Annotated in this window: 29 protein-coding genes; 11 read left to right on the top strand and 18 right to left on the bottom strand. The window is 30.6% G+C overall.

Translation table 11 applies throughout. The features are described from left to right. Positions 1-5 precede the first annotated feature (5 nt). From ACIJYG_RS01920 to ACIJYG_RS01880, 9 genes are read right to left on the bottom strand one after another with little or no spacing between them, the layout of a single operon-like run. Entirely contained in the window at positions 6-419 is a 414-nt protein-coding gene (locus tag ACIJYG_RS01920) for a DUF6691 family protein (protein WP_435088778.1), read from the bottom strand. Next, positions 416-835 (bottom strand): YeeE/YedE family protein, encoded by a 420-nt coding sequence (locus ACIJYG_RS01915; protein ID WP_435097905.1) that lies wholly within the window; start codon positions 833-835, stop codon positions 416-418. The genes ACIJYG_RS01920 and ACIJYG_RS01915 overlap by 4 nt, the downstream gene beginning before the upstream one ends. After that, positions 836-1,270 carry a CoA-binding protein gene (locus ACIJYG_RS01910; protein ID WP_435097902.1) on the bottom strand — a complete coding sequence of 145 codons (435 nt, stop codon included), beginning with the start codon at positions 1,268-1,270 and terminating at the stop codon, positions 836-838. It abuts the gene before it with no gap. 3 nt (positions 1,271-1,273) lie between these two features. Beyond that, complete coding sequence (locus ACIJYG_RS01905; RefSeq protein WP_435088775.1) at positions 1,274-1,471, bottom strand: hypothetical protein; 198 nt, start codon at positions 1,469-1,471, stop codon at positions 1,274-1,276. Then, positions 1,471-2,250 carry an enoyl-CoA hydratase gene (locus tag ACIJYG_RS01900; RefSeq protein ID WP_435088774.1) on the bottom strand — a complete coding sequence of 260 codons (780 nt, stop codon included), beginning with the start codon at positions 2,248-2,250 and terminating at the stop codon, positions 1,471-1,473. Before ACIJYG_RS01900 ends, ACIJYG_RS01905 begins: the two co-directional genes overlap by 1 nt. 1 nt (position 2,251) lies before the next feature. Continuing rightward, complete coding sequence (locus ACIJYG_RS01895) at positions 2,252-3,103, bottom strand: HalD/BesD family halogenase (protein WP_435097900.1); 852 nt, start codon at positions 3,101-3,103, stop codon at positions 2,252-2,254. A gap of 6 nt (positions 3,104-3,109) precedes the next feature. Beyond that, on the bottom strand, positions 3,110-3,484 hold the full coding sequence (locus tag ACIJYG_RS01890) for a cytidyltransferase (protein WP_435097897.1): 375 nt from the start codon (positions 3,482-3,484) through the stop codon (positions 3,110-3,112). Then, complete coding sequence (locus ACIJYG_RS01885; protein WP_435097894.1) at positions 3,484-3,891, bottom strand: AAA family ATPase; 408 nt, start codon at positions 3,889-3,891, stop codon at positions 3,484-3,486. Before ACIJYG_RS01885 ends, ACIJYG_RS01890 begins: the two co-directional genes overlap by 1 nt. A gap of 2 nt (positions 3,892-3,893) precedes the next feature. Then, complete coding sequence (locus ACIJYG_RS01880) at positions 3,894-5,087, bottom strand: aromatic ring-hydroxylating oxygenase subunit alpha (protein WP_435098835.1); 1,194 nt, start codon at positions 5,085-5,087, stop codon at positions 3,894-3,896. Between the two features lie 103 nt (positions 5,088-5,190). Here ACIJYG_RS01880 and ACIJYG_RS01875 point away from each other — a divergent pair, with 103 nt between their 5' ends. The 3 genes from ACIJYG_RS01875 to ACIJYG_RS01865 all read left to right on the top strand — a co-directional run bounded on the left by ACIJYG_RS01875 (position 5,191) and on the right by ACIJYG_RS01865 (position 7,969). Continuing rightward, on the top strand, positions 5,191-5,919 hold the full coding sequence (locus tag ACIJYG_RS01875) for a methylenetetrahydrofolate reductase (protein WP_435097891.1): 729 nt from the start codon (positions 5,191-5,193) through the stop codon (positions 5,917-5,919). Then, positions 5,912-7,270, top strand: coding sequence for an aminomethyl transferase family protein (locus ACIJYG_RS01870; RefSeq protein WP_435097890.1), 1,359 nt, complete (start codon positions 5,912-5,914; stop codon positions 7,268-7,270). Before ACIJYG_RS01875 ends, ACIJYG_RS01870 begins: the two co-directional genes overlap by 8 nt. Positions 7,271-7,423: 153 nt before the next feature. After that, a complete protein-coding gene (locus tag ACIJYG_RS01865; RefSeq protein WP_435086650.1) occupies positions 7,424-7,969 on the top strand; it encodes a hypothetical protein in 546 nt (181 codons plus the stop codon). On the opposite strand, the gene ACIJYG_RS01860 is transcribed toward ACIJYG_RS01865, so the two are convergent. Genes ACIJYG_RS01860 through ACIJYG_RS01845 form a run of 4 tightly spaced genes read right to left on the bottom strand, consistent with a single transcriptional unit; the run spans position 7,966 to position 11,369 of the window. After that, positions 7,966-8,133 (bottom strand): hypothetical protein, encoded by a 168-nt coding sequence (locus ACIJYG_RS01860; protein WP_435090808.1) that lies wholly within the window; start codon positions 8,131-8,133, stop codon positions 7,966-7,968. The genes ACIJYG_RS01865 and ACIJYG_RS01860 overlap by 4 nt on opposite strands. Further along, on the bottom strand, positions 8,126-8,737 hold the full coding sequence (locus ACIJYG_RS01855) for a DUF3726 domain-containing protein (RefSeq protein ID WP_435097887.1): 612 nt from the start codon (positions 8,735-8,737) through the stop codon (positions 8,126-8,128). Before ACIJYG_RS01855 ends, ACIJYG_RS01860 begins: the two co-directional genes overlap by 8 nt. A gap of 2 nt (positions 8,738-8,739) precedes the next feature. Continuing rightward, on the bottom strand, positions 8,740-10,401 hold the full coding sequence (locus ACIJYG_RS01850; RefSeq protein WP_435097884.1) for a hypothetical protein: 1,662 nt from the start codon (positions 10,399-10,401) through the stop codon (positions 8,740-8,742). Positions 10,402-10,403: 2 nt separating this feature from the next. Next, positions 10,404-11,369, bottom strand: a complete 966-nt coding sequence (locus tag ACIJYG_RS01845) for a membrane dipeptidase (RefSeq protein ID WP_435088766.1) — start codon at positions 11,367-11,369, stop codon at positions 10,404-10,406. Between the two features lie 93 nt (positions 11,370-11,462). Between ACIJYG_RS01845 and purE the strand changes: the two genes are divergently transcribed. From purE to ACIJYG_RS01810, 7 genes are all read left to right on the top strand, one after another. Then, positions 11,463-11,954 (top strand): 5-(carboxyamino)imidazole ribonucleotide mutase, encoded by a 492-nt coding sequence (purE, locus tag ACIJYG_RS01840; RefSeq protein ID WP_435097881.1) that lies wholly within the window; start codon positions 11,463-11,465, stop codon positions 11,952-11,954. Between the two features lies 1 nt (position 11,955). Then, positions 11,956-13,002: a 5-(carboxyamino)imidazole ribonucleotide synthase gene (locus ACIJYG_RS01835; protein WP_435097878.1), complete on the top strand. Its 1,047-nt coding sequence runs from the start codon at positions 11,956-11,958 to the stop codon at positions 13,000-13,002. Beyond that, positions 13,003-13,461, top strand: coding sequence for a GNAT family N-acetyltransferase (locus tag ACIJYG_RS01830; RefSeq protein WP_435097875.1), 459 nt, complete (start codon positions 13,003-13,005; stop codon positions 13,459-13,461). A 113-nt stretch (positions 13,462-13,574) separates the two neighbouring features. Beyond that, positions 13,575-13,781 (top strand): cold-shock protein, encoded by a 207-nt coding sequence (locus tag ACIJYG_RS01825; protein ID WP_008545539.1) that lies wholly within the window; start codon positions 13,575-13,577, stop codon positions 13,779-13,781. A 133-nt stretch (positions 13,782-13,914) separates the two neighbouring features. Then, positions 13,915-14,262 (top strand): cupin domain-containing protein, encoded by a 348-nt coding sequence (locus ACIJYG_RS01820; RefSeq protein WP_435097872.1) that lies wholly within the window; start codon positions 13,915-13,917, stop codon positions 14,260-14,262. 24 nt (positions 14,263-14,286) lie between these two features. Next, the gene (locus tag ACIJYG_RS01815; RefSeq protein WP_435097869.1) at positions 14,287-15,033 is read left to right on the top strand and encodes an aspartate/glutamate racemase family protein; all 747 of its coding nucleotides are present in this window, start codon (positions 14,287-14,289) and stop codon (positions 15,031-15,033) included. Positions 15,034-15,036: 3 nt separating this feature from the next. Continuing rightward, positions 15,037-15,477 (top strand): hypothetical protein, encoded by a 441-nt coding sequence (locus tag ACIJYG_RS01810; RefSeq protein ID WP_435097866.1) that lies wholly within the window; start codon positions 15,037-15,039, stop codon positions 15,475-15,477. Here ACIJYG_RS01810 and ACIJYG_RS01805 read toward each other — a convergent pair. After that, entirely contained in the window at positions 15,474-15,776 is a 303-nt protein-coding gene (locus tag ACIJYG_RS01805) for a hypothetical protein (protein WP_435097863.1), read from the bottom strand. The genes ACIJYG_RS01810 and ACIJYG_RS01805 overlap by 4 nt on opposite strands. 107 nt (positions 15,777-15,883) lie before the next feature. Between ACIJYG_RS01805 and ACIJYG_RS01800 the strand changes: the two genes are divergently transcribed. Next, positions 15,884-16,732, top strand: coding sequence for a DMT family transporter (locus ACIJYG_RS01800; protein WP_435097860.1), 849 nt, complete (start codon positions 15,884-15,886; stop codon positions 16,730-16,732). Positions 16,733-16,759: 27 nt separating this feature from the next. On the opposite strand, the gene ACIJYG_RS01795 is transcribed toward ACIJYG_RS01800, so the two are convergent. Genes ACIJYG_RS01795 through ACIJYG_RS01780 form a run of 4 tightly spaced genes read right to left on the bottom strand, consistent with a single transcriptional unit; the run spans position 16,760 to position 21,866 of the window. Then, entirely contained in the window at positions 16,760-17,347 is a 588-nt protein-coding gene (locus ACIJYG_RS01795; RefSeq protein ID WP_435097857.1) for a sarcosine oxidase, read from the bottom strand. Then, positions 17,344-20,340 carry a sarcosine oxidase subunit alpha family protein gene (locus ACIJYG_RS01790; RefSeq protein WP_435097854.1) on the bottom strand — a complete coding sequence of 999 codons (2,997 nt, stop codon included), beginning with the start codon at positions 20,338-20,340 and terminating at the stop codon, positions 17,344-17,346. The genes ACIJYG_RS01795 and ACIJYG_RS01790 overlap by 4 nt, the downstream gene beginning before the upstream one ends. Beyond that, positions 20,340-20,609 (bottom strand): sarcosine oxidase subunit delta, encoded by a 270-nt coding sequence (locus tag ACIJYG_RS01785; protein ID WP_435088754.1) that lies wholly within the window; start codon positions 20,607-20,609, stop codon positions 20,340-20,342. Before ACIJYG_RS01785 ends, ACIJYG_RS01790 begins: the two co-directional genes overlap by 1 nt. After that, positions 20,610-21,866, bottom strand: coding sequence for a sarcosine oxidase subunit beta family protein (locus ACIJYG_RS01780; RefSeq protein ID WP_435086620.1), 1,257 nt, complete (start codon positions 21,864-21,866; stop codon positions 20,610-20,612). Positions 21,867-21,977: the final 111 nt, after the last annotated feature.

Genomic DNA, 21,977 nt, shown 5'->3' with positions numbered 1-21,977 from the left:
GAATTTTAATTATCAAAGTTAATTAACTTTACTAAATAAAAACCTACAAACATTGCTATAACAAATGTTATTGAGTGAATATCTAAGAGTGCAATTGATGATATTGCTGGTCCAGGACATAATCCGATTAATCCCCAACCGGTTCCAAATATTGCTGATCCTAAAATAAGTTTATTATTAATACTTTTGTTTTTTGAATAGTTAAAATTTTCAGCAAATATTGGTTTTTCTTTTTTTTTGATTATATGAAATAGTGGTGAGGATACTATTAAAGCACCAATCATAACAAAAGCTAAAGAAGGATCCCAGTTTCCAAACAAATCCAAAAAACCTAAAACTTTTTCAGGATTAATCATTTCTGAAATAACTAGCCCAATACCAAAAACAATTCCTGAAATTAATGAAACTAATTTATTCATATAAAACTTTTTACTAGTACTGTTAAGATTCCAACAATCATAAAAGTTACAGTTGCAACAATTGATCTAAGTGAAAATCTTCCACAACCACTAATGCCATGACCACTTGTGCAGCCACCACTTATTCTAGTTCCAATTCCAACTAAAAGACCTGCAATTATTAACAAAATGAAAGAGTTTGAGATTGTGATTTTAATTTCGTTATTAGCAAACAAACTATAAAGAATTGGTCCGATCACCAAACCTAATAAAAACAATATGTTATCAAATTTATTATCTTTATTAGTTAGAGCATTGGCAGCTATTCCACTTATGCCTACTAGTCGGCCATTAAATAAAAAAAATACCACAACTGCAAAGCCAATGAGTATGCCCCCAAGAGTTGCTGTAACAGGTGTAAAATTTACTATATTCATTTAATTGTTTAAAACAGGGAATGCTTGTCTAATTTTTAAAAAATGTTTTTGGTATTCCATTTTAGTACATTTATTTTCTATATATTCAATATCATTTTTTTCAACTAACTCTTTTGCATTCTCATCTTTAATACCTAGCTGTAACCACAAAACTTTTGCTCCAATCTTTACTGCATCTTCTGCAATGGGAAATACTTCTTTGGAAGGTCTAAAAACATCAACTATATCAACTGGTTCTTTTATATCTATTATTTTTTCAAAGACTTCCTCGCCTAAGATTTTTTCACCTTTAGCTCTTGGGTTAACTGGAATAACTTTGTATCCATATTTTTGCATATATTTCATAACTATAGTTGATGGTTTGCCAGGATCTTTACTCACTCCTATCATTGCAATAGTTTTGTATTTTGAGAGAATATCCTTGATCTCAGACATAAATTATTTATTTTTTTTTATCTGATCTTCACAAAATTTTCGGGCTTCCTTTAAATCTGTAATCTTTGACTCTGATAATTTTTGACTTCCAGCAAGACATGCATCTACAGCTCTTTTGAGATTGTGATCTTTAAAACTTAAAGCAAAATACATTCCTGAAATAATAAAAATAATAATTAAAATATTTTTTTTGTTTTTCATTATTTATTTTTCCATTTTGGTTTTCGTTTCTCCAAAAAAGCAGATATTCCTTCTTGAGCATCCATTGCCATCATATTCACAGTCATCATTTTACTCGTATATGCATATGCTTTTTTTAATGGCATTTCCAATTGTTTATAAAAGGCTTGTTTACCAATTTTAATTGTTAAATTTGATTTTGAGGCAATGGTTTTAGCAACTTTCAGTACCTCATTGTCTAATTTTGATTTTAAATAACAATCGTTAATTAGTCCAATTTCTTTTGCATAATTTGCTTTAATAGGTTCTCCAGTTAACAACATTTTCATCATTGGTTTTCTATTAATTTTTCTACTAACAGCAACCATCGGAGTACTACAAAATAACCCTATATTAACACCAGGAGTAGCAAACAAAGCATCATTGGCACTGTAAGCTAAATCGCAACTTGCAACTAACTGACATCCAGCAGCAAAAGCTGCTCCATGAATCTTTGCAATTACTGGCTTTCTTCCCTCAACAATTTGGAGCATTACTTTTGAACAAAGATTAAATAATTTTTGATATTTGTCTCTTTTTTTTAATCCTCTAACTTCTTTTAAATTGTGTCCTGCACTAAAGCCTTTACCGGCACCTTCTAAAATAATAACTTTTGATTGTTTATCAGTATCAAGTTTTTTAAAAGCTTTAAGTAAATCAGTTAAATTTTTAAACGATAAAGAATTATAAGTTTTTTGTTCATCAATAATAATTGATGCAATTTCATTAGTTATTTTTTTTATTTTAATATTACTTGCCATATCAATCAGCTAAACCATCAGATCTAGCTTGATTTCGTTCTATATGAATTGGTAGAACTTTTCCATAAATAGCTTCTGAATGTTCAGGAGTATTTACTCTCCAAGGATCCAATACATAAGCTGGTATACAAAGATATCTTGGTTTTTCTCCTTTTACTTTTGTAACTCTATGCAGTGTAAATCTACCCTTAAATATTTGTAAATCTCCAGGTTCTAATTTTAATTGCCGAACCTTTGTTCTGTCACCATCTAGTACTTTTTTAACTTCATCAAAATTTTCATTTCCTGGCTTTCTAATAAATGGACAATATTCAAAAATTCCACCCTCATCAGGTTTTTGTATCATTATACTGAGTGTAAATTCACAGCTATCAAAATGCCAAGGAAGAATTCCTTCCGACCTCATTACATTGTAGGCGTGACAAGCCAATGGGTCTGCCCATCTGTATATTGGCGAGATCCCTAGACAAGCGGATACAAATTTTAAAAGTTCTTCCTGCTCGTATAAAAATTTCATTTCAGAGCCGTTGTCAAAAAGATCTGAGTTTAAATATCCATTATCTCTCTCTAAAAAAGTTCTTTTGGGATGGTTTGGAGATAAAGAAGGATCATCCTTAGAGTTAAGATATGGATTAATACTTTTTTTCGACATAAAAACTTTATCAATTTTTTTTTCCAATTCAAAATTCATAGTCTCAATTGACTTTGGTAAAATAAAATTTGGAATAGTAGAGCAGCTAAACTGTTCTAAATCGTCTTTACATTTTTTAATTATTGTTTGTATCTTGCTGGAAGACAGATCATGAATTGGATAATTTTCTAAATCTACAATAGTTTTTAATCTATCGTTCATTAAAATTTATTCCAATTTTCCTTCTTCTCTCATCTTAGCTCTAATTTTAGTAGCTGAGATTTCTTGAATTTCTTTCGAAAGTTCAATTTCTTCTATTTTGTAACCAACACCACGTCCATAACAAATGTTGGTGATATTTGGCACAAGCATTACTCTAAATTGACCTTCAAATTCAGGATTTAACCTGTCTTCAATATTTTTTTTAACTGTTTCAAAATCAAAAGGATTGTCATCAACTCCTTGAACATCTCTAATTTGAATACAAACTTGACCTGTTTTTTTTACAATTTCTTTAAATAAAGTGTAATGACCATCATGAAATGGTTGCCATCTTCCTAACATTTGTGCTGTTGGTTTTTTATTATCCCATTCGTGAGCCATTATTTTATCTCCTTTAATATTTTTGGTGCCCAATTTTTAGCATCTTGCGTGGTCACATGAAAGTTAAACTTATCCGGTTTAACAAACATTTTATTAGTGTCATCAAATCTTCCTTCTTTAATAGTATCAACCCAAACAACAAAATCTGCAGGGAATAATTTTCTTGCTTCAGGTGTTGGGCAAACAAAATCTGCTACAACAAAATTTCCTCTCTCTTTTAATTTTTTTGCAAAATCTGCCATTCTTCTTGCTTGTCTTTTTCTTCCTTCTTCAGAAAAATCCCAATCATTTGCCTCTTTTCTAACCTCATCAGCATTTAATCTTTTTGCATTAAGCATTGGTGCTAATTCTTCAGCTAATGTTGTTTTTCCTGAGCCAGGTAGACCCATTATTAAAATAATTTTCATCTTTATAATAAACTATTTGCTACCCATTTATGAAATTGATGAGTTGGTTGATCCATAACTGGTGAAAAGTTTCCCCCATTATAAACTGGTGAACCTCTTCCTTCCTGCATTCCTTCGATTGCACTTATATCTTCCAACATTACATCTTTCCAAAATCTTGCATTTTCTTTTCTCAATTCTTTAAGTTCTTCACCATTAGCACTTTTATCACCGACATAATACATTTGCATATGTTCTTTAGTTTTATTTGTTGCAAGTGGTTCCAGCCAAAATACATAAAAATGATCCAAGTGCAATCCAATCATTACATTTGGGAAAAGTGCAATATATTCAGAATTTTTGAGTGATTTTTTTTCCCAGTTTTTAAATGTATCAAATTTGTTATTTCCTTTTACTGGTTGTTCATATTTCTCACTTCCTTGTCCCGCAAATCGATTTGGTAACCCTTGAATGTGATAATGATCATTAATATTTGATACTTTGTTTAGTTCTGGGTGAATAGTTGGTAAGTGATAACTTTCACAATAATTCTCAATTGCAAACTTCCAATTACATTTAACTTCTAAATCAAATGAACCATGGTCTTTAGAATGAACTAATAATTTTTGATCTTCATGATTAATAAATTTAGACCATCTTTGTTCAAGTGGATTGATATATTCTTCGAATTCAATTTCATTTGAATTAATATTAACAAAAATAATATCCATCCATGTTTTAGATCTAACTTCTTTTAGATTGCTCTGATTCTTTTTAAATTGATCTGAATTATGAATATTTAAACCTCCTATATGAGGGGTAGCCACCAGGTTTCCAGTAAAATCATATGACCAGGAATGATAAGGGCATCTAATTACATTCTTTAAAGTGCATGGCTTGTCTATAAGCTTAAAACCTCTATGGCTGCAGACATTGTGGAATACTCTAATATTAAGATCTCTGTCTCTGACTATCATCAAAGGAATCCCGAGTAGATTGTATGGTTCAGCATCTCCAGCATTAGGTATTGAGCTACCCACTCCAATTACTGTCCATTTATCACAAAAAATCTTATCCCTTTCATATTCTAAATATTGCTCATTGGTGTAGCATTCGTTTGGAAGCCCATTTGCAGTCTCAATCGATTTGTCCACATTCATCAATTTCTTAATATCCAAGATTTTTGAGAGAGAATTATTTTTAAGATTTTGGCCCATAAAAAAAATTACCATGGCCATAATTTTTGGCAACAAATTTCCATTTTGGAACATGCTGAATTTCTTTGACAGCTTTTTCAAATAAGATAATGATCGGGAAAAAATGAATTTTTCATTGGAAATTGGTCCACACACTGACCTAGAAACTTTACCATCTGTGAAGGATGTTTATGTTACAATGTTACCAGGTGGTGATTATAAAGAAACTGCCGATAAATCGGGAGACCTTGTAAAAAAAGGTTTTAATCCAGTTCCACACTTTCCAGCTAGATCAATTAAAAATGAAGATGAATTAAAAGATTATGTTTCAAGATGTAAAGATCAAGGAGTTAAGCAAGCTTTAGTAATTGGAGGAAGTAGAGAGCCAATTGGAAAGTTTGATAGCTCATATCAAATTTTAGAAACAGGTTTTTTTGAAGGAATTAAAATTGGTATTGCGGGTCATCCTGAAGGAAGTCCAGATATACCAGAACAAAATTTAGAAAAAGCAATGATGGATAAGAAGCCTTATGCTGATTACATAGTAACCCAATGGTTATTAGATAGTCAACCTATTGTTGATTTCATTTCTAAACAAAGCGTACCAGTGCATGTTGGAATTACTGGGCCGATGAAAATATCTAGCTTAATAAAATTTGCTAATATTGTCGGGGCGAAAAATTCCATTAACTTTCTTAAGTCTAATTTTACTAAGGCGTTAGATTTATTGAAACCTAAAGACCCTAATGATTTAATTGGGAAAGTTAAATCACATACTGATAACTTCCACATTTATACATTCGGCGGCTTGAAGGAAACAAACAAGTGGTTGAAGGAGAATAGTTATGTCTAATGAGTTTGACTATACTAAGTTAAAACATGCTACTACAGTTGATCAATCAGATCGTGCAGTACCATACAATTTAAGACAAAGTGGGCCAACTAAAGTTGAAATGCTTATCTCAACAAGAGTAAGAAAATCACCTTATTGGCATTTATCAATGCAGGCAGGTTGCTGGAGAGCAACAGTTTACAATCGTATTTATCATCCAAGAGGATATGTAAAACCAGAAGATGGTGGAGCAATGGTTGAGTATGATGCAATTGTAAATCACGTTACTATGTGGAACGTTGCTGTTGAAAGACAAATCAGAGTTAAGGGTCCGGATGCAGAAAAATTTACTGACTATGTAATAACTAGAGATGCAACAAAAATTTCTCCTATGAGAGCAAGATATGTAATCTTGTGTAATGCATATGGTGGAGTTTTAAATGATCCAATTCTTCTTAGAATTTCTGAAGATGAATTCTGGTTCTCTTTATCAGACTCTGATATTGGTATGTACCTTCAAGGGGTAAATGCTGATGGAAGATTTGATTGTACGATTGAAGAGATTGATGTCAGTCCAGTACAAATACAAGGACCAAAATCAAAAGCTTTAATGAAAGACCTTTGTGGGGATCAAGTTGATTTTGACAATATGCCTTTCTACGGTTTGGCAGAAGTTAAGGTGGGTGGAAGAAGTTGTGTCATTTCACAATCTGGTTTCTCTGGAGAAGCTGGGTACGAAATATATTTAAGAGACTCTACTTTATATGCTGAGGATATGTGGAATGCTGTTCTTGATGCAGGTAAAAAACATAGCCTAATGGTTATTGCTCCTGCTCACCATAGAAGAATTCAAGCAGGGATTCTTTCATGGGGTCAAGATATGGACGCTCAACACAATCCGTTTCAGTGTAACCTAGGTTACCAAGTTTCATTATCTGGAAAAGGTGAATGGAACAAAAAAGGTGACTACGTAGGTAAAGCTGCTTTGGAAAAAATGGGCGCAGAACTTAAAGATGGTAAAAAACCTTACAAGCTTCAATTAGTTGGACTTGAATTAGGTGGAAAACCAATTGAAGAGTATGCTCCTGATTTTTGGCTAGTGTCACCTGAGAATGGTGGAGATCCAGTTGGATTTATCACCTCTCCTTGGTATCACCCAGAGAAAAAACAAAACATTGCTATGGGATATGTGCCATTTGATGGAACATTAAACTCTAATGGCTTTCCAAAAGGTACTGTTGGAACTAAATTTAAAGTTCATCTACCTGAAAAATACTCTGACACACCAGGAACACCTGTTGATGCAGTAGTAGTGGATATTCCATTTAAAGAGTCTTTCAACGCAAATACAAGAGAAGTTGTAAAAGGCTAAATCTATTTTGGGGGAGCTTTAATAAAGCTCCCCCATTTTCTCAATGACTAAAAGTTTTTTAATCGTAATTTGCATTATTATTGCGATTGCTTTAATAATATTCCCACTAATAGTTTCGTATAAAGCTCAAAAGAATAAAAAGAATAAAGATTAATGTTTGGTGAATTTTTAAATATAGTTTTTAAATCAATTAAATTAGATAAGTCTCTTTATACAGATAATAAAAACTTTGGAGAAGCTTCAGTTTATTTTGCTGGACTTATAATGATCTTAGACGGAATTGCTGGTGCTGTAGCCGCAAACACAGTCATTAAAACTGCAGTTGCCATGTCAGGACTTACATCAATTATAACTTGGTTAGTTTGGGCAATTTTTATTTATGTAATTGGTGTTAAACTTTTTCCAGACAAAAAAACAAAAGTTCCTTTTAAAAAAGTTTTAACTGCAGTTGGATTTGCTCATGCACCTGGTTTACTTAGATTTTTTGCAGTAACTCCAAATATGATGATACCAATCATTTTTCTTACACAATTTTGGATTTTTGCAGGATTAATCATCTCTACCAAACAAATATTAGGATTGAAATCTAATATAAAATCTTTTGGAATAGTATTTTTATCTTTTTTGATAATAGCATTCTTATCTATTTCTTTTGTAATGAGTAGAATGAATATGCTGCCCGTAAATCAGATCAGCTAAATTGGAAAAATAGTTTTAGAAACTCTACAGGATGAACACAGTTTATAACTAGTCAAAATTAAATTTTGAGAAACACTTTCATCTTCTTTCTTACATTCTTCACAAATATTGTTTAATTCTTTAGCAATTTCTTCACTATATTTTTGCTCTGATTTATCAGTCATTATCTGTAAGTCCTGCCCCAGCGGCACCTTGTTTTAAACTGTCACTTTCTTCAACAAAAGTATTTTCAGCTAATTTATACAAGCTATTCCACTCTGAATCTGTGAAATTATCTTGGTTATTAATAAATTTGATCTCAATTTCATTTGCAAATTTAGGAAACTCTTTATTAAAAATATTTGAAGAAATATTTACATTTAAATTCATCAAAATTTCATTTTGATCAAATTTAATATATATTTTTTTTCCACTTATTTCTGATGCTCTGCTTAAAAATGATAAAAATATAATTGGATGTGCAATTTTCTTAAATTTAATTGTCTCAAAATTTTCTATCAATTTAATTTGATCCAAAAAACTAATTCCAAGTATAATTGGGCAGAAAGCTTCTGAAGTAGGTTCGTTTTTTTCGCTAATTAAATTTAATTCTTCAAAATTTTTTGTATCTTTCTCTTTATAATAATAATTTAAATTTTTAATTCCTTGCAATCCAAACATCTCTAATAATCGTATAGATTTTCCTACTTCTTCAGAATTTCCCCACGAAAAACCAACTGCTCTACTTGCTCTTTTGGTTGCAGTTTCAATTTCACTTAAAGATCTCATAATTAATTATTAGTTTTATATACCCATTGCTCATCGTAGTTTTTTAATTCATCTGGCAATGGTGCGCCTTGGAACATGCAAATTCTTAACCATTTATCTGATCTTGGATCAAACTTTAATGCACCAAAAAAAGACAATTTAAGCCTCAACATATCAATAGGGACAATATTTTTACCAATTGTATTATCTTGAATTTCTGAATATGGAAATTTTTCTATTATAAAAGCTCTTCTAACAACGTGTCTTAATTCTGAGTTTAAGGATAAAAATTCAGCAATAGATGAATTATTTTTTTCAGACAATAATTTTTCATAAAGTTTTTTTATGTCTCTTGCAACAGCAAGTGGCTGCTCAAGCTCAGATCCATGTTCTTCAAATCTATCCGCTAATCTAGGTTCTTCTTTATTTTTAGAAATAAACCAGAAATTTTGATGATTTTCTTTTTGATCAAAATTAATATCTAAAATATTTGGATATTTAATTTCAATAATGTCTCTTAATTCTTGCACTGTTCGATTAGTTGGAATGTTAAAATACTTATCTTCATCAGAGCTCATATTGCTAACTAAAGGGTTTGTAATATTGTTATAGGGTTCCATCATTATAGAAACGATATATTCTATACATTCCTCACAAGTGTTTTGCTCTAACCACAAATATATTTCATTAAATGGATATTCAGTTTTAAAATCAAAATTATTTTCAATGTAATTTATAAATTTTTCAACATTCTTAAGGAGTAAGCTAATTTTTTTTTGTTGATACTCACTATCTGTATTCCAGCTAGTAATATTTTTTATAGATTTTTTCACACAATCTATAAAAAGTTCACTATCCTCATTTTCAACAATTTTTATTTCTCTAATTTCTTTTAATGCCATTTCTCTGCTAAGGATCCAATTATTTAACAATGTTGGATGATTGACTATAAAAGGGGCCATGCCAAGGCCTGTTGAGTTGCCAATACCTAAATTTTTACAAATTTTCTTATCTAATTTCACTGCTTTTTTTGGGTTTTTGCAATGTGCAACATGATTTACTTGATCAAAAGTAAATTGTCTTACAAGGTAAACTAACATCATCTCTAATCTGAAAGGACCATTAATTTCCTCTCTATTTTTAATTCTAAATCTATCAGCAAGTCCAAATTTACCAGATCCATAAACCGCTGTGGTTCTATACAAATAACCAACTTTAGATAATAAGTTTACATCAGGTTGTTTACCCTCACTTAGACTTTCTACAACATGGTTAAAAACTCTTACTGATTTGTTGGCTCTTGAAAGAGTTAACTCTTTAAACGTAAGTCTCCCTACTTCCTGTTTGGGAACTTCGTCTTTTAATCTTTTAATATCATCAGAGCTTGGAATACCATCATGTAATGTAAATGCTGCGTCCCATTTAGTGGCTATAACCCTATCAGATCTTTCTTCATCTTTAATTGGATTTGCAAAACATACTAAAGAATAAACTCTATCTTTTTTTTTAAATGAATAAACCGCTTCTCCATAACCTTCTTGGTCTAAGTTAAAAATATCCCTATTGTAATCCCAATCTTTAAACTCACTTAAAAAACTTCTCAAAAATGATAATTTTGACTGATGAAATGATCCTAATCTTGATAATTTCATAATTGTATTTGGGTCTCTTAACTCAATTTTCATAATTAAATTGATTTATAAAAATTATACCAGTTGTTTCCTAGTATTCCATATGTCTCACTATCTGAAAATCCTATCTTTTTAAGGCCATTTTCAATATTTTTAAATCCTCTAGCATCCTCAAACCATTCGGGTTGTTTAGGAAAGCCAGGTTTATTTTTAGAACCTTCTCCATAATTTTTACTTTTAGACCAAGTGCCATTTCTCATCCATTCAACAATACTGTCTGGTTGATCTAAGCAGAGATCAGAACCAATACCTATATTTTTTAACTCCATAATTTCAGCTGTTCTGGCAACCATTTCACAAAAACTTTCAATTGTACAATTCGTGTTATCTTTTAAATGATGTGGGTACAAAGATAACCCTAACATGCCGCCACTTTCGCTTAGCGTTTTTAAAAGATCGTTAGATTTATTTCTTTTTGCAGCATGCCAAAATGTCGGGTTTGCATGAGTTATTGCTATTGGTTTTTCACTTAATTCAATTGCATCAAATGTACTCTTTTCTGCTGAATGAGACATGTCAACCACTATACCTACTCTATTCATTTCTTTTATTGCTTCACGACCAAAGTTTGTAACTCCACTATCTATTTTTTCATAGCAGCCAGTTGCTAGTAATGATTGGTTATTATAGGTGAGTTGCATAAATCTACATCCTAAATTATGAACCTTTTCTACTAAACTAATATCATCTTCAATTGGGGAACAATTTTGAAAACCAAAAAAAATTGCTGTTTTTTTTTCAGAATTTGCTTTTTCAATATCTTTATAGTCTCTTCCAAGGAATATTAAGTCAGAGTTTTCTGAAAAAAGTATTTCCCATTTTTTAATTTCTTCTAAAAGTTCATGATAATCTTCGTGATAAACAATTGTTACGTGGACCGCGTCTAGTCCCGCAGATCTATTATATTCAAAAATTTTTCTAGACCAATTACAGTATTGTAGATTATCAATTTTAAAATTCATATTATGAGTAACTTTAATCAAAATGGTTTTTAAATACTATTAATTTTATTGAAATTTTAAGCTAATTTTGAAATAAGACTTTTAGTATTCTTCATGAAAAAAAATAAACCTTTAAAAGTTTCAATAATAATGGGTAGTCAATCTGACTATAAAACCATGCAACTTGCTGAAAAAACTCTAAAAAAAATTGGAGTTTCTTTTGAAACAAAAATTATATCAGCACATAGAACTCCTAAAAGAATGTATGAATACGCTTCTGCTGCTGAGAAAAATAATATTGGTGTTATTATTGCTGGGGCGGGTGGATCTGCCCATTTACCAGGAATGATTGCTGCGTTAACTCCTTTGCCAGTTCTAGGCGTTCCAATAGAGAGTAAAAAACTTAAAGGATTAGACAGTTTGCTATCAATTGCACAAATGCCAAAAGGTATACCTGTTGGTACACTAGCTATAGGTGAAGATGGTGCAATTAATGCTGCTTTGTTAGCTGCTTCAATTATTGCAAATAATAATCCAACTATAAAAAAAAATTTAAATAATTTGAGATTATCACAAACAAAATCTATTAAAAAAAAACCTAAGTAAGATGTCAGAAATAACACTTGGTATTATTGGTGGTGGCCAACTTGGTAGTATGCTTGCGATATCAGCAAAAAAATTAAATATCAAAACTGTTATTTATTGTGATGATCCTGACGCGCCTGCACAAAATTTTTGTAATAAATTTATTTCAGGTACCTACAACGATAAGGAAAAGATTATTGAATTTGTAAATTTAGTTAATTATGTCACTTATGAATTTGAAAATATTCCTTTTGAAACATTAAGTGAAATAAATAAATTGAAACCTGTTTTACCGAAACCGTCTGTAAACAGACTTATTCAGCATAGATTGGCAGAAAAAGATTTTGTAAATAATTTAAATATCAGAACAACAAGATATGCATCTGTTGAAAACGAGTCTGAAATTGAAGCTCTTGATGATCTTTTGCCAGGTATTTTAAAAACAACTACTCTTGGATATGATGGAAAAGGACAATATCCTATTAATTCAATTGAAGAATTTAATTCACTAAACATTGATTTTTCAAAAGGTTATATTTTAGAGAAGTTAGTTAAATTAAAAAAAGAGATTTCAATCATTATTACTAGATTTAATATCCAAAAATATGAAATTTATGAACCAATAGAAAACAAGCATGAAGATCAAATATTAAAATTTTCAAAAATTCCTGCAGATATTGATAAAAAAATTTACAATCAATCTAAAGATTGGGCGATGTCCATAGCTGAAGAGCTAAAATATGTCGGAACATTATGTGTAGAATTTTTTATTGATAGAAATGACAATTTATATGTTAATGAAATTGCTCCAAGAGTTCACAATTCTGGCCATCTCACAATTAATGCATATAATGTAAGTCAATTTGAAAACCATATTAGAGCAGTATGTGGTTTAGAACAACTACCGTTAAAAAAATTATCTAATGCAACAATGGTTAATTTAATTGGAGATCAAATATCTGAATATAGAAAATTATCTAAATTTAAAGAAAATGAGTTCTTTTTTGATTATCTTAAAAAGGAGATTAAAGAAAAAAGAAAAATGGGTCACCTAACAACTTTAGTATAAATGTTAAAATCAATAGAAGGTAATTTTGATGATCCTAAAGTACATGAGCTGCTTACAAGGCATTTTATTGAATTAAGAGCAGCCTCACCCGAAGGGAGTGCTCACGTTTTAGATATTCCTGGATTAAAAGTTTCATCAATAAAATTTTGGAGTTTATGGCAAGAAGATATGTTGATGGGCTGTGGTGCTTTAAAGTTTTTGGATAAAGAGCATGGAGAATTCAAATCAATTAGAATTCATGATAATTTTAGAAGAATGGGAAATGGTATTAACGTAATTAATCATTTAATTAATGAAGCTAAAAAGCTAGATATTAAAAAGTTAAGTATAGAAACTGGTGCTGGTGATTTCTTCAAGCCTGCTAGAAGATTATTTAAACAATGTGGTTTTGAAATATGTGACCCATTTGCTCATTATAAAGAGGATGTAAACTCTGTTTATCTGACTAAGAGCTTATAAAAAAAATCAAAATTTAATCAATTTTGTTGACAAAACCCTAATTAATCTAAACAAAGCCAGAATTACTTAATTATAAGTAATAAATTAATACAACGAAAAATAAGAAGATAAATATGAGTCTACAAGGAAAAGTAAAATGGTTCAATCCAACTAAAGGTTTTGGTTTTATTGAAAGAGAAGACAAAGAAAAAGATGTGTTTGTACATGTTTCAGCTGTAAGAGATGCTGGTATGAACGGTTTAGATGAGGGTCAAGCTTTGACTTTCGATGTTGAAGATGGTCCTAAAGGTCCTTCAGCAGTTAACTTAAAAACTGCATAATTCACACTTGCTATTGGCTGAAAAATTAGAGTTTTAATCTTTAGATTGAAATATTTAAATTCAGCCAATGCCAAAATCCTCTTAAAACAATTTTTAAATATTAAAATTTAATAGTACGATATGTATTATTAATATGAGTAATAGATTTATAAACAATATCAACAATCTAGAATTTAAACCATTTGATAACTATGGTGAGCCCGTTAAAGGCATGAGCTGGCACAAGATAAGTTATGATAAAAAAAATGGTGGCTTTGGTACATACATACTTAAGATGGATCCAGGCGCTAAAAGCTTACCACATATACATCAAGGATTTGAAGAATTTTATGTGATAGATGGAGAGTTACAAGATGCAGATGGTAAAATATTTAAAAAAGGTGATTTTGTAACTTTTGAACCTGGAAGTACTCATAACTCGCACACGGAAAATGGTTGCCTACTTATAGTTTTTATGAGAGGAATTAATAAAGCAATCTAAATAAATTAATTTCAAAAATATATTATGATCGGTATCTTAGGTGGAATGGGAACGCAAGCAGGTTTAGATTTTTGTAACAAACTTGCAATTTTAAATAGAGGAAAAATTGATCAAGAGTATCCTTTATTTATCCTTTATAACAAATCTAACATACCTGGTAGACCAGAGTCTATTGGAGTTCAAACGGGTAATTTATCAAATAAATCTTCAAATTCTAATAGTAAAAAAAAATATAATCTTGTTTTAAAAAGCTTACTACAGGGGTGCAAATTACTTGAAAAAAATAAATGTAAATTTATTGTCATCCCTTGCAATACAGCACATTACTGGTTTGATGATTTACAAAAAAAAATAAATATTCCTATTATAAATATGCCAAAAGAAGTTTTTAAATTTACAAAAAAAAATTGTAAAAAAAATTCAAAAGTTGGCTTATTAGCTACTGAAGGAACACTAAAAACTGGTGTATATAATAAAATTTTTAATAAAGATTATAATTTAATACAACCCTCTCAAAAATTTCAAAAAAAATCTGTAAATAAAGCCATAAAATTTGTGAAAATGGGTGACGTCAAAGCTGCTGCAAAAGCAATAAAACCTGCAATTAATGAATTAATCAAAATGAAATGTAAAAAAATAATATTAGGCTGCACAGAGCTTCCAATAGCAATTTTTGCTTTTAAATCATTCAGTAATGTGAAGTCATCTAAAATTTTTTTAGACCCTAATTTAATACTTGCAACTTCTGCAATGGCTAAACACAAAAGTTAATTCATGCCAATTGATAACGACAAGCCTTACGTTCTAAGAGTTGCAGAATTAATTTACTCTAAAGTAGTAAATATTAAAAAAGAAAACTCTGAAATGACTAACATTCAAGCATTTGAAGTTTTTATGACAACAAAAGATTATGATTTGATAAGTTCTGGAGAATTTCATAATCAATGGTTTTTAGAATTAAAAAAAAATGATTTTATAGACAAACAAACTGGTAAAAAAATTAACGATGAGACAATGAGACTTTTAGAGATTCAGAAAGACTCGATGGTTAAGTTTTTAATGAAAATTCCAAAACTTTATTATACAAAAAGTCACTTTCCCTTAGAAATATCTCAAAGAGCTTTTGATCATTTGTGGAGAGTTTGTGAAAGTTATGAAATGTGGTGCAAAGAAACAAAACAAAAAGAATTAATTCTTTTAAATATATTAGACTAGTTTGTTAATTTTTTTCTGACTAACAAAGCTTTATTTTCTGCCCATTCTTTTAAATCTTTAAGAGATCTTTTGTTTTCACTATCATTTTCAATGTTATCAACTACATCTAACATGTGATTAAATGGATCTTTACCAGTTTCTTTTTTAATTGCTGTATTAGCCCCATATTGAAATCCAGCTTGTAGAATGTTACCTGATGTTACTACTGTAATTCCGGGACCAAGCAATGCTGTAGATTGAACACATCCGCTTAAGACGATAAGAGTTACAAATATTAATGATATTTTTGAAAATTTCATAAAGTATACTGAAGTAATGCATATTTAAAGATTCAACTCAAGATAGAATGAGTTCAATTTGAGTATAATTTAAGAGAATAAGAATAATATTCATCTATAAAACAAAAATGGTTAAAATTTTTCCGTTTATTTTTATTTTATTGTGGTCATCAGCCTTCATTACTACAAAACCAATAATAGATAACAGTGATCCATTTTCAGCACTTGCGTTTAGATTTTCAATTGTTGCTATTGGTTTTTTTTTATTTTCTATCTATTCAAAACAAAAAATTTTAATAAATAAAAAAAACTTTATTGAGTCTTTTTTTAGTGGTGTTCTTTTTCATGGATTTTATTTAGGTGGGGTTTTTTATTCAATTTCAAAAGGAATGCCTACAGGAATTGCTGCTTTAATAGTTACTCTTCAACCAATTTTAACAAATGCTCTAAGTGGGCCAATTTTAAATGAAAAAGTGTCAATTAAACAATGGATTGGAGTTTTGCTTGGGTTTGTTGGCGCAACCTTAGTTTTAGGTTTAGATATTGGTTCAGAAATTCCAATAGCTGGTTTGGTTGCAACCATAATAGCTTTAATTGCAATAACATCTTCGACTATTTGGCAAAAGAAACTTAGTAATAATTTACCTCTATCAGTAAGTAACATGTATCAAGCTATAGGTGGTTTTACTTTTCATCTATTGGTTATAATATTTTTTGCAAAACCATATATTGATTTTTCACAAACATTTTTAATTGCTATGAGTCACCAAATATTTTTAGTGTCATTTGGTGCTTTTACAATATTGATGTATTTAATTAAAAATAACTCGGCAAGTAAAACTGTTTCTATATTTTTTTTAATACCAGCAACATCCGCTCTCATGGCTTGGTTGTTTTTAAATGAAAGTTTAACTAATTTAGATCTTTTAGGTTTTTTAATAACCACCATTGGTGTTTACATTGCAACACGAGATTAAAAATATTTAGATAGAATGTTTTAAACCTTACAAAGATTTAAAGCCAAATTCTAAAGAAGCATCTGTAATAGAGTGATACAAAGACTCACCAAAACTTCTAAGAGCAAACAATCTTACTTTATCTGAGTTGTCATCTAGCATATCAACCGTGAAAGCTATTCCATTATAAGTAGAATTTATTGAATTATTTTTTTCTAAAGTATTAAAATTAAAAGGACAGCCTTTCTTTAAAACTTCTTTAGCATCCTGACCTTCTATTTCAATTATAGCTTTTGAATGAGATAAATCAGTTACCGCAAAATCTGTTTCTTTAAAATTTTGTGAAATATTTTTAAGTAAATCTTTTTTTGTTGAAACCAAAAGCCAATTTTTTGGTCCATTCCATAAAATTCTTGTATCGTTATTACTTATTACGCTTAATGGCTGGTCTTTTAATTTTAAACCATCAATTTCAACACTTTCAATTGAAACTGTAGAATTTTTGTATTGAACTATTTGAACTATTAATAAATTCTTTATCTCAGAAATCTTTAAAAGATCATTTTCATTTTTACCTTCATGGTCACCGAATTGACCTTTTGAATGAACATTTGCTAAAGCTGATATTAAACTCACGATCTAACCCTTTCACCTTTTGGATCAACATAGTGTGATGAGACTATTTCAACTGGGATTACCTTATTTTTAACTGGAGACATTACAAATAACTTTTCACCAATCATGTTTTTTCCATCTTTCAATATTGCTAAAGAAAATGGATTATCATGCTCAACACTCCAACATGAAGCTGAAATATAACCTAATTTTGGATTTGGTAATGGTGCATTTGAATCTTTAACTAAATGCGATCCTTCAGGAATACTTGTTTTTTTATCTAAAGGAACAACTCCAACAACTTTTTGTCTATCTTCAGCTACAAATGCTTCTCTAGTTAAAGATCTTTTGCCTATAAAATCTTTCTTTTTACTTAATAATCCTTCTAAAGAATTGTCATAAGGTATTGTTCTTCCATCAAGCTCAGATCCTGCAACGTGTCCCATTTCAATTCTAAGAGTTGATAATGCCTCTGTTCCATATGGTTGAATTTTAAATTGTTGACCAACTTCCATAATTTTTTTCCACATAAAGTTTCCGTTATCAGACTCAACATTTATTTCATATGCAAGCTCACCAGAAAATGAAATTCTAAAAATTCTAGCCTTAACTCCAAACAAATCTCCCTCCATGTAACCCATAAAAGGCAATCCTTCATTTGATACATCAGAATTTGGAAATAGTTTTTGTAATAAATCTCTAGATTTAGGTCCAGCAACTGCAGCTCCTGCCCATTGCTCTGTAGTTGAAACTACATTCACATTTAATTCGGGCCATACTAGTTGTAAATAATATTCTAAATGTGAAAGAACGTTTGCAGCTTGTGCGGTAGTAGTTGTCATGTGATAATGATTTTCTGAAATTCTTGTAGTTGTTCCATCGTCCATAACAATCCCATCTTCTCTTAACATCACACCGTATCTTGCTTTACCAACTGGTAACTTTAACCATGCATTTGTATAAACTCTATTTAAAAGTTCTGCTGCATCTGGTCCTTTAATATCTATTTTACCTAATGTAGTTACGTCACAAACTCCTACATTTGTTCTTACATTTTTTGCTTCTCTTTTTGATCCCTCAAATAAATTTTCATCTCCTTGTTTATAATATCTAGGTCTCAACCACACACCTGCATCAACAAAAACTGCATTATTTTTTTCATGCCATGAATGCATTGGTGATTTTCTTGTTGGTTTTGAGTGTTTTCCAACTTCTCTTCCAACAATTGCTCCTATTGAAACAGGAGTGTACGGTGGTCTAAAAGTAGTATGACCAACATTTGGTACTACTTTATTTTCAATATTTGATACTAATTGTAAGCCATTTAAATTACTCGTTTTGCCTTGGTCAGTTGCCATACCAAGCGTCGTATATCTTTTTACATGTTCAATTGATCGATAACCCTCTTTAAGTGCTATCTCTACATCAGAAACCGCAACATCATTTTGAAAATCTAAAAATCTTTTATAATTTTTTCCCTCAGGTAATGGCACACACCAAAACTTGTCGTGAGTTGTTGATTTTTTTTCGACTACATTTGGAAATGAAATTTCATTATTATTGTTAGTAATTTTTTTTGATAACTCATGACCAGTTTCAAAAGAACTTTTCAAAGTCTCCTCTAAAGTATAAGTTCCATTTGCAGCGCCTAACGTTGTTTCGTTTTGTTTTGATGTTCCTGGAACAAATGCATCAATATCTTCATTGAATTTTGTTTTATTTCCAGATTGTGAAGCTAAATGAATTGTTGGTGTCCAAAAACCTGAAACACATATACAATCACATTTAATATTTTCTACCATACCAAGCTGCTCTTTATCATCTGAAATTTTTGCAATATCTGCTGATTTTACTTTTTTATAACCTTGAGCGGCGACTACCACATAAGAAAACTTAATGTTAATTCCTAAATTTTTTGCTTCATCGACTACTTCTGATTGAGGATCTTTTCTTGTATCTAAAATAATTGGTTCAACACCATTTTTTTTAAATTCAATTGCAGTTTCATAACCACTATCGTTATTCGTAAATATTAAAGGATTTCTTCCGACTAATACTCCATAAACTTTAAGGTATTCTTTTGCTGCCGATGAAAGCATTACTCCTGGTGTATCATTGTTTCCAAAAACAATTGGTCTTTCAATTGATCCTGAAGAAATTAAAACCTCTTTTGCTCTAATGTACCAAAGTCTTTGTTTTGGATGGTATTTTTTTGTCTGCGGAAGGTGATCACTAATTCTTTCAGACATTACCAGCATGTTATGATCATAATATCCAAAAACCTGTGATCTGTTTTTAACAACAACGTTAGGCATTTCTTTAAGTTCTGAAATTATTCCATCAGCCCACTCTTTGCCTGATTGATTTCCTATATTAGCATCACTAGTTAATAAAGTTCCTCCATGTCTAGCTTTATCTTCAGCTAAAATAACTCTTGCTCCATTTTTTGCTGCAGCGTATGCACTCGCTAAACCTGATGGGCCCGAACCAGCTATTAATAAATCACAATATTCATATTTATGTTCATATCTCTCTTTATCATGTTTAGTAGATGCAACACCAAGACCTGCTGCTTTCCTAATAAATGGTTCATAAACTTTGTACCAAAAGCTTTTTGGCCACATAAAAGTTTTGTAATAAAACCCAGCAGGTAAAAATATTTTAAAGAAATTATTTATTGCTCCAATATCAAAGTTTACACTTGGCCAGCAATTTACACTTGTTGCCTCTAACCCTTCAAAAAGCTCTTGTTCTGTGGCTTTAATATTAGGTTCAGTTTCACCATTTCTATATAATTGAACAATTGCATAAGGTTCATCAACTCCTGCACCAAAAAAACCTCTTGGTCTATGGTATTTAAAGCTTCTACCGATTAAATGAACACCATTAGCTATTAAAGCTGAGGCTAAAGTGTCTCCCTCATAACCATAATAAGTTTTACCATTAAACTTAAAAGATAATTTCTTATCTCTATTTATTAAACCAACATCTGATAATCGATAACTTTGATCCATTATAAATTATCCTCATTAGCTTTTAGCGTTCTAAATATTTCATGAGTTGCAGTGTCTCTTTCAACTTTTATCCATTGTCTGCACCCTGATAAATGTTGCCATAACTCTAAATGTTTTCCCCTTAAACTTTTTCTATTATAGACAAAGTTATCCCAATCTTGATCTGTTACCTCTTTATTAAGTTCTGGTCTTTTAACAGTTGCATCACCACCATAAGAAAATTCATTTTGTGATCTCATTCCACAGTGTGGACATTTAATATGAAGCATTTATGAAATCCAAGTTTTTGTTCCAAGTCCTTTTTCATCAAGTAAGTGACCTGTGTTAAATCTATTTAAACTATAACCAGCATTTAATTTATGAACCCTGTCTTGAGCAATTGTATGAGCGAATGTCCAACCCGATGCAGGAGTTGCTTTAAATCCACCGTAGCACCAACCACAATTTAAATATAAACCTTCAATATGTGTTTTATCAATTATTGGAGAACCATCCATAGACATATCCATTATTCCACCCCAAGTTCTCAACATTTTTAATTTACTTAAGAACGGCATCATTGCTATTCCTTCTGTTAACACATGTTGTAAAGTTGGCAGGTTACCTCTTTGTGCATAACTATTATATCCATCAAGATCCCCACCCATTACCATTTCACCTTTGTCAGATTGACTAATATAAAAGTGTCCAGCTCCAAAAGTAACTACTCTATCTAAAATTGGTTTTACAGGCTCTGAAACACAAGCTTGAAGTAAATGAGTTTCTACAGGTAATGTCATATTTAATTTCTCTGCTAAAATATTTGTACTTCCAGCAACGCATAATCCGATTTTCTTAACCTTGATGTCACCTCTTGAAGTTCTTACTCCATTAATCTTCCCGCCAACAACGTCAAATCCTGTTACCTCACAATTTTGAATTATATCAACTCCCATTGAGTCTGCTTGTCTTGCATACCCCCAAGCAACAGCATCATGTCTTGCTGTTCCAGCACTTGGTTGCATCAATCCCCCAAAAATTGGAAACCTCACATTTTCAGAAAAATCTGCCATTGGAATAATTTCTTTAACTTGCTCTCTATTTAATAAAACTGCATCTATTCCATTCAGTCTCATTGAATTTCCTCTTCTCGCATAAACATTCATTTGGGCATCTGAGTGAGCAAGATTAATAATTCCTCTTGGTGAAAACATTACGTTGTAGTTTAAATCTTGGCTCATCTTTCTCCATAGATCCATTCCAAATTCACTAAAAAGCGCATTATCATCATGCATATAATTTGATCTAATAATTGTAGTATTACGGCCAACATTTCCACCACCAATCCAACCCTTTTCAATGATTGCAACATTAGTAATGTTGTGTTCTTTTGCTAAATAATATGCAGTCGCTAAACCATGACCACCACCTCCAATGATTACAACATCATATTCTTTCTTAGGTGTTGGATCTTTCCATGCCAAATCCCAGTTTTGGTGCCCAGAAAAAGCATTTTTAATTAGATTGAAAATTGAATATTTTTGCATCAGATATTTTTATCTCAATGAATATAAATAGTTCTTATTTTTTTTATATATATTTTTTAGAAGTTTCCAAAGATGTCAAAAAGGGGTAAGAAGTCATCAAAGAAATTTATA

Source organism: Candidatus Pelagibacter bacterium nBUS_27 (genome assembly GCF_051200985.1).
GTDB lineage: Bacteria > Pseudomonadota > Alphaproteobacteria > Pelagibacterales > Pelagibacteraceae > Pelagibacter.
This window is presented reverse-complemented; position numbering and strand designations above follow the sequence as displayed.

Coding starts and splice junctions, on each gene's coding strand:
- ACIJYG_RS01920 (WP_435088778.1), bottom strand. CDS start 419: ATGAATAAATTAGTTTCATTAATTTCAGGAATTGTTTTTGGTATTGGG.
- ACIJYG_RS01915 (WP_435097905.1), bottom strand. CDS start 835: ATGAATATAGTAAATTTTACACCTGTTACAGCAACTCTTGGGGGCATA.
- ACIJYG_RS01910 (WP_435097902.1), bottom strand. CDS start 1,270: ATGTCTGAGATCAAGGATATTCTCTCAAAATACAAAACTATTGCAATG.
- ACIJYG_RS01905 (WP_435088775.1), bottom strand. CDS start 1,471: ATGAAAAACAAAAAAAATATTTTAATTATTATTTTTATTATTTCAGGA.
- ACIJYG_RS01900 (WP_435088774.1), bottom strand. CDS start 2,250: ATGGCAAGTAATATTAAAATAAAAAAAATAACTAATGAAATTGCATCA.
- ACIJYG_RS01895 (WP_435097900.1), bottom strand. CDS start 3,103: ATGAACGATAGATTAAAAACTATTGTAGATTTAGAAAATTATCCAATT.
- ACIJYG_RS01890 (WP_435097897.1), bottom strand. CDS start 3,484: ATGGCTCACGAATGGGATAATAAAAAACCAACAGCACAAATGTTAGGA.
- ACIJYG_RS01885 (WP_435097894.1), bottom strand. CDS start 3,891: ATGAAAATTATTTTAATAATGGGTCTACCTGGCTCAGGAAAAACAACA.
- ACIJYG_RS01880 (WP_435098835.1), bottom strand. CDS start 5,087: ATGGGCCAAAATCTTAAAAATAATTCTCTCTCAAAAATCTTGGATATT.
- ACIJYG_RS01875 (WP_435097891.1), top strand. CDS start 5,191: ATGAATTTTTCATTGGAAATTGGTCCACACACTGACCTAGAAACTTTA.
- ACIJYG_RS01870 (WP_435097890.1), top strand. CDS start 5,912: ATGTCTAATGAGTTTGACTATACTAAGTTAAAACATGCTACTACAGTT.
- ACIJYG_RS01865 (WP_435086650.1), top strand. CDS start 7,424: ATGTTTGGTGAATTTTTAAATATAGTTTTTAAATCAATTAAATTAGAT.
- ACIJYG_RS01860 (WP_435090808.1), bottom strand. CDS start 8,133: ATGACTGATAAATCAGAGCAAAAATATAGTGAAGAAATTGCTAAAGAA.
- ACIJYG_RS01855 (WP_435097887.1), bottom strand. CDS start 8,737: ATGAGATCTTTAAGTGAAATTGAAACTGCAACCAAAAGAGCAAGTAGA.
- ACIJYG_RS01850 (WP_435097884.1), bottom strand. CDS start 10,401: ATGAAAATTGAGTTAAGAGACCCAAATACAATTATGAAATTATCAAGA.
- ACIJYG_RS01845 (WP_435088766.1), bottom strand. CDS start 11,369: ATGAATTTTAAAATTGATAATCTACAATACTGTAATTGGTCTAGAAAA.
- purE (WP_435097881.1), top strand. CDS start 11,463: ATGAAAAAAAATAAACCTTTAAAAGTTTCAATAATAATGGGTAGTCAA.
- ACIJYG_RS01835 (WP_435097878.1), top strand. CDS start 11,956: ATGTCAGAAATAACACTTGGTATTATTGGTGGTGGCCAACTTGGTAGT.
- ACIJYG_RS01830 (WP_435097875.1), top strand. CDS start 13,003: ATGTTAAAATCAATAGAAGGTAATTTTGATGATCCTAAAGTACATGAG.
- ACIJYG_RS01825 (WP_008545539.1), top strand. CDS start 13,575: ATGAGTCTACAAGGAAAAGTAAAATGGTTCAATCCAACTAAAGGTTTT.
- ACIJYG_RS01820 (WP_435097872.1), top strand. CDS start 13,915: ATGAGTAATAGATTTATAAACAATATCAACAATCTAGAATTTAAACCA.
- ACIJYG_RS01815 (WP_435097869.1), top strand. CDS start 14,287: ATGATCGGTATCTTAGGTGGAATGGGAACGCAAGCAGGTTTAGATTTT.
- ACIJYG_RS01810 (WP_435097866.1), top strand. CDS start 15,037: ATGCCAATTGATAACGACAAGCCTTACGTTCTAAGAGTTGCAGAATTA.
- ACIJYG_RS01805 (WP_435097863.1), bottom strand. CDS start 15,776: ATGAAATTTTCAAAAATATCATTAATATTTGTAACTCTTATCGTCTTA.
- ACIJYG_RS01800 (WP_435097860.1), top strand. CDS start 15,884: ATGGTTAAAATTTTTCCGTTTATTTTTATTTTATTGTGGTCATCAGCC.
- ACIJYG_RS01790 (WP_435097854.1), bottom strand. CDS start 20,340: ATGGATCAAAGTTATCGATTATCAGATGTTGGTTTAATAAATAGAGAT.
- ACIJYG_RS01785 (WP_435088754.1), bottom strand. CDS start 20,609: ATGCTTCATATTAAATGTCCACACTGTGGAATGAGATCACAAAATGAA.
- ACIJYG_RS01780 (WP_435086620.1), bottom strand. CDS start 21,866: ATGCAAAAATATTCAATTTTCAATCTAATTAAAAATGCTTTTTCTGGG.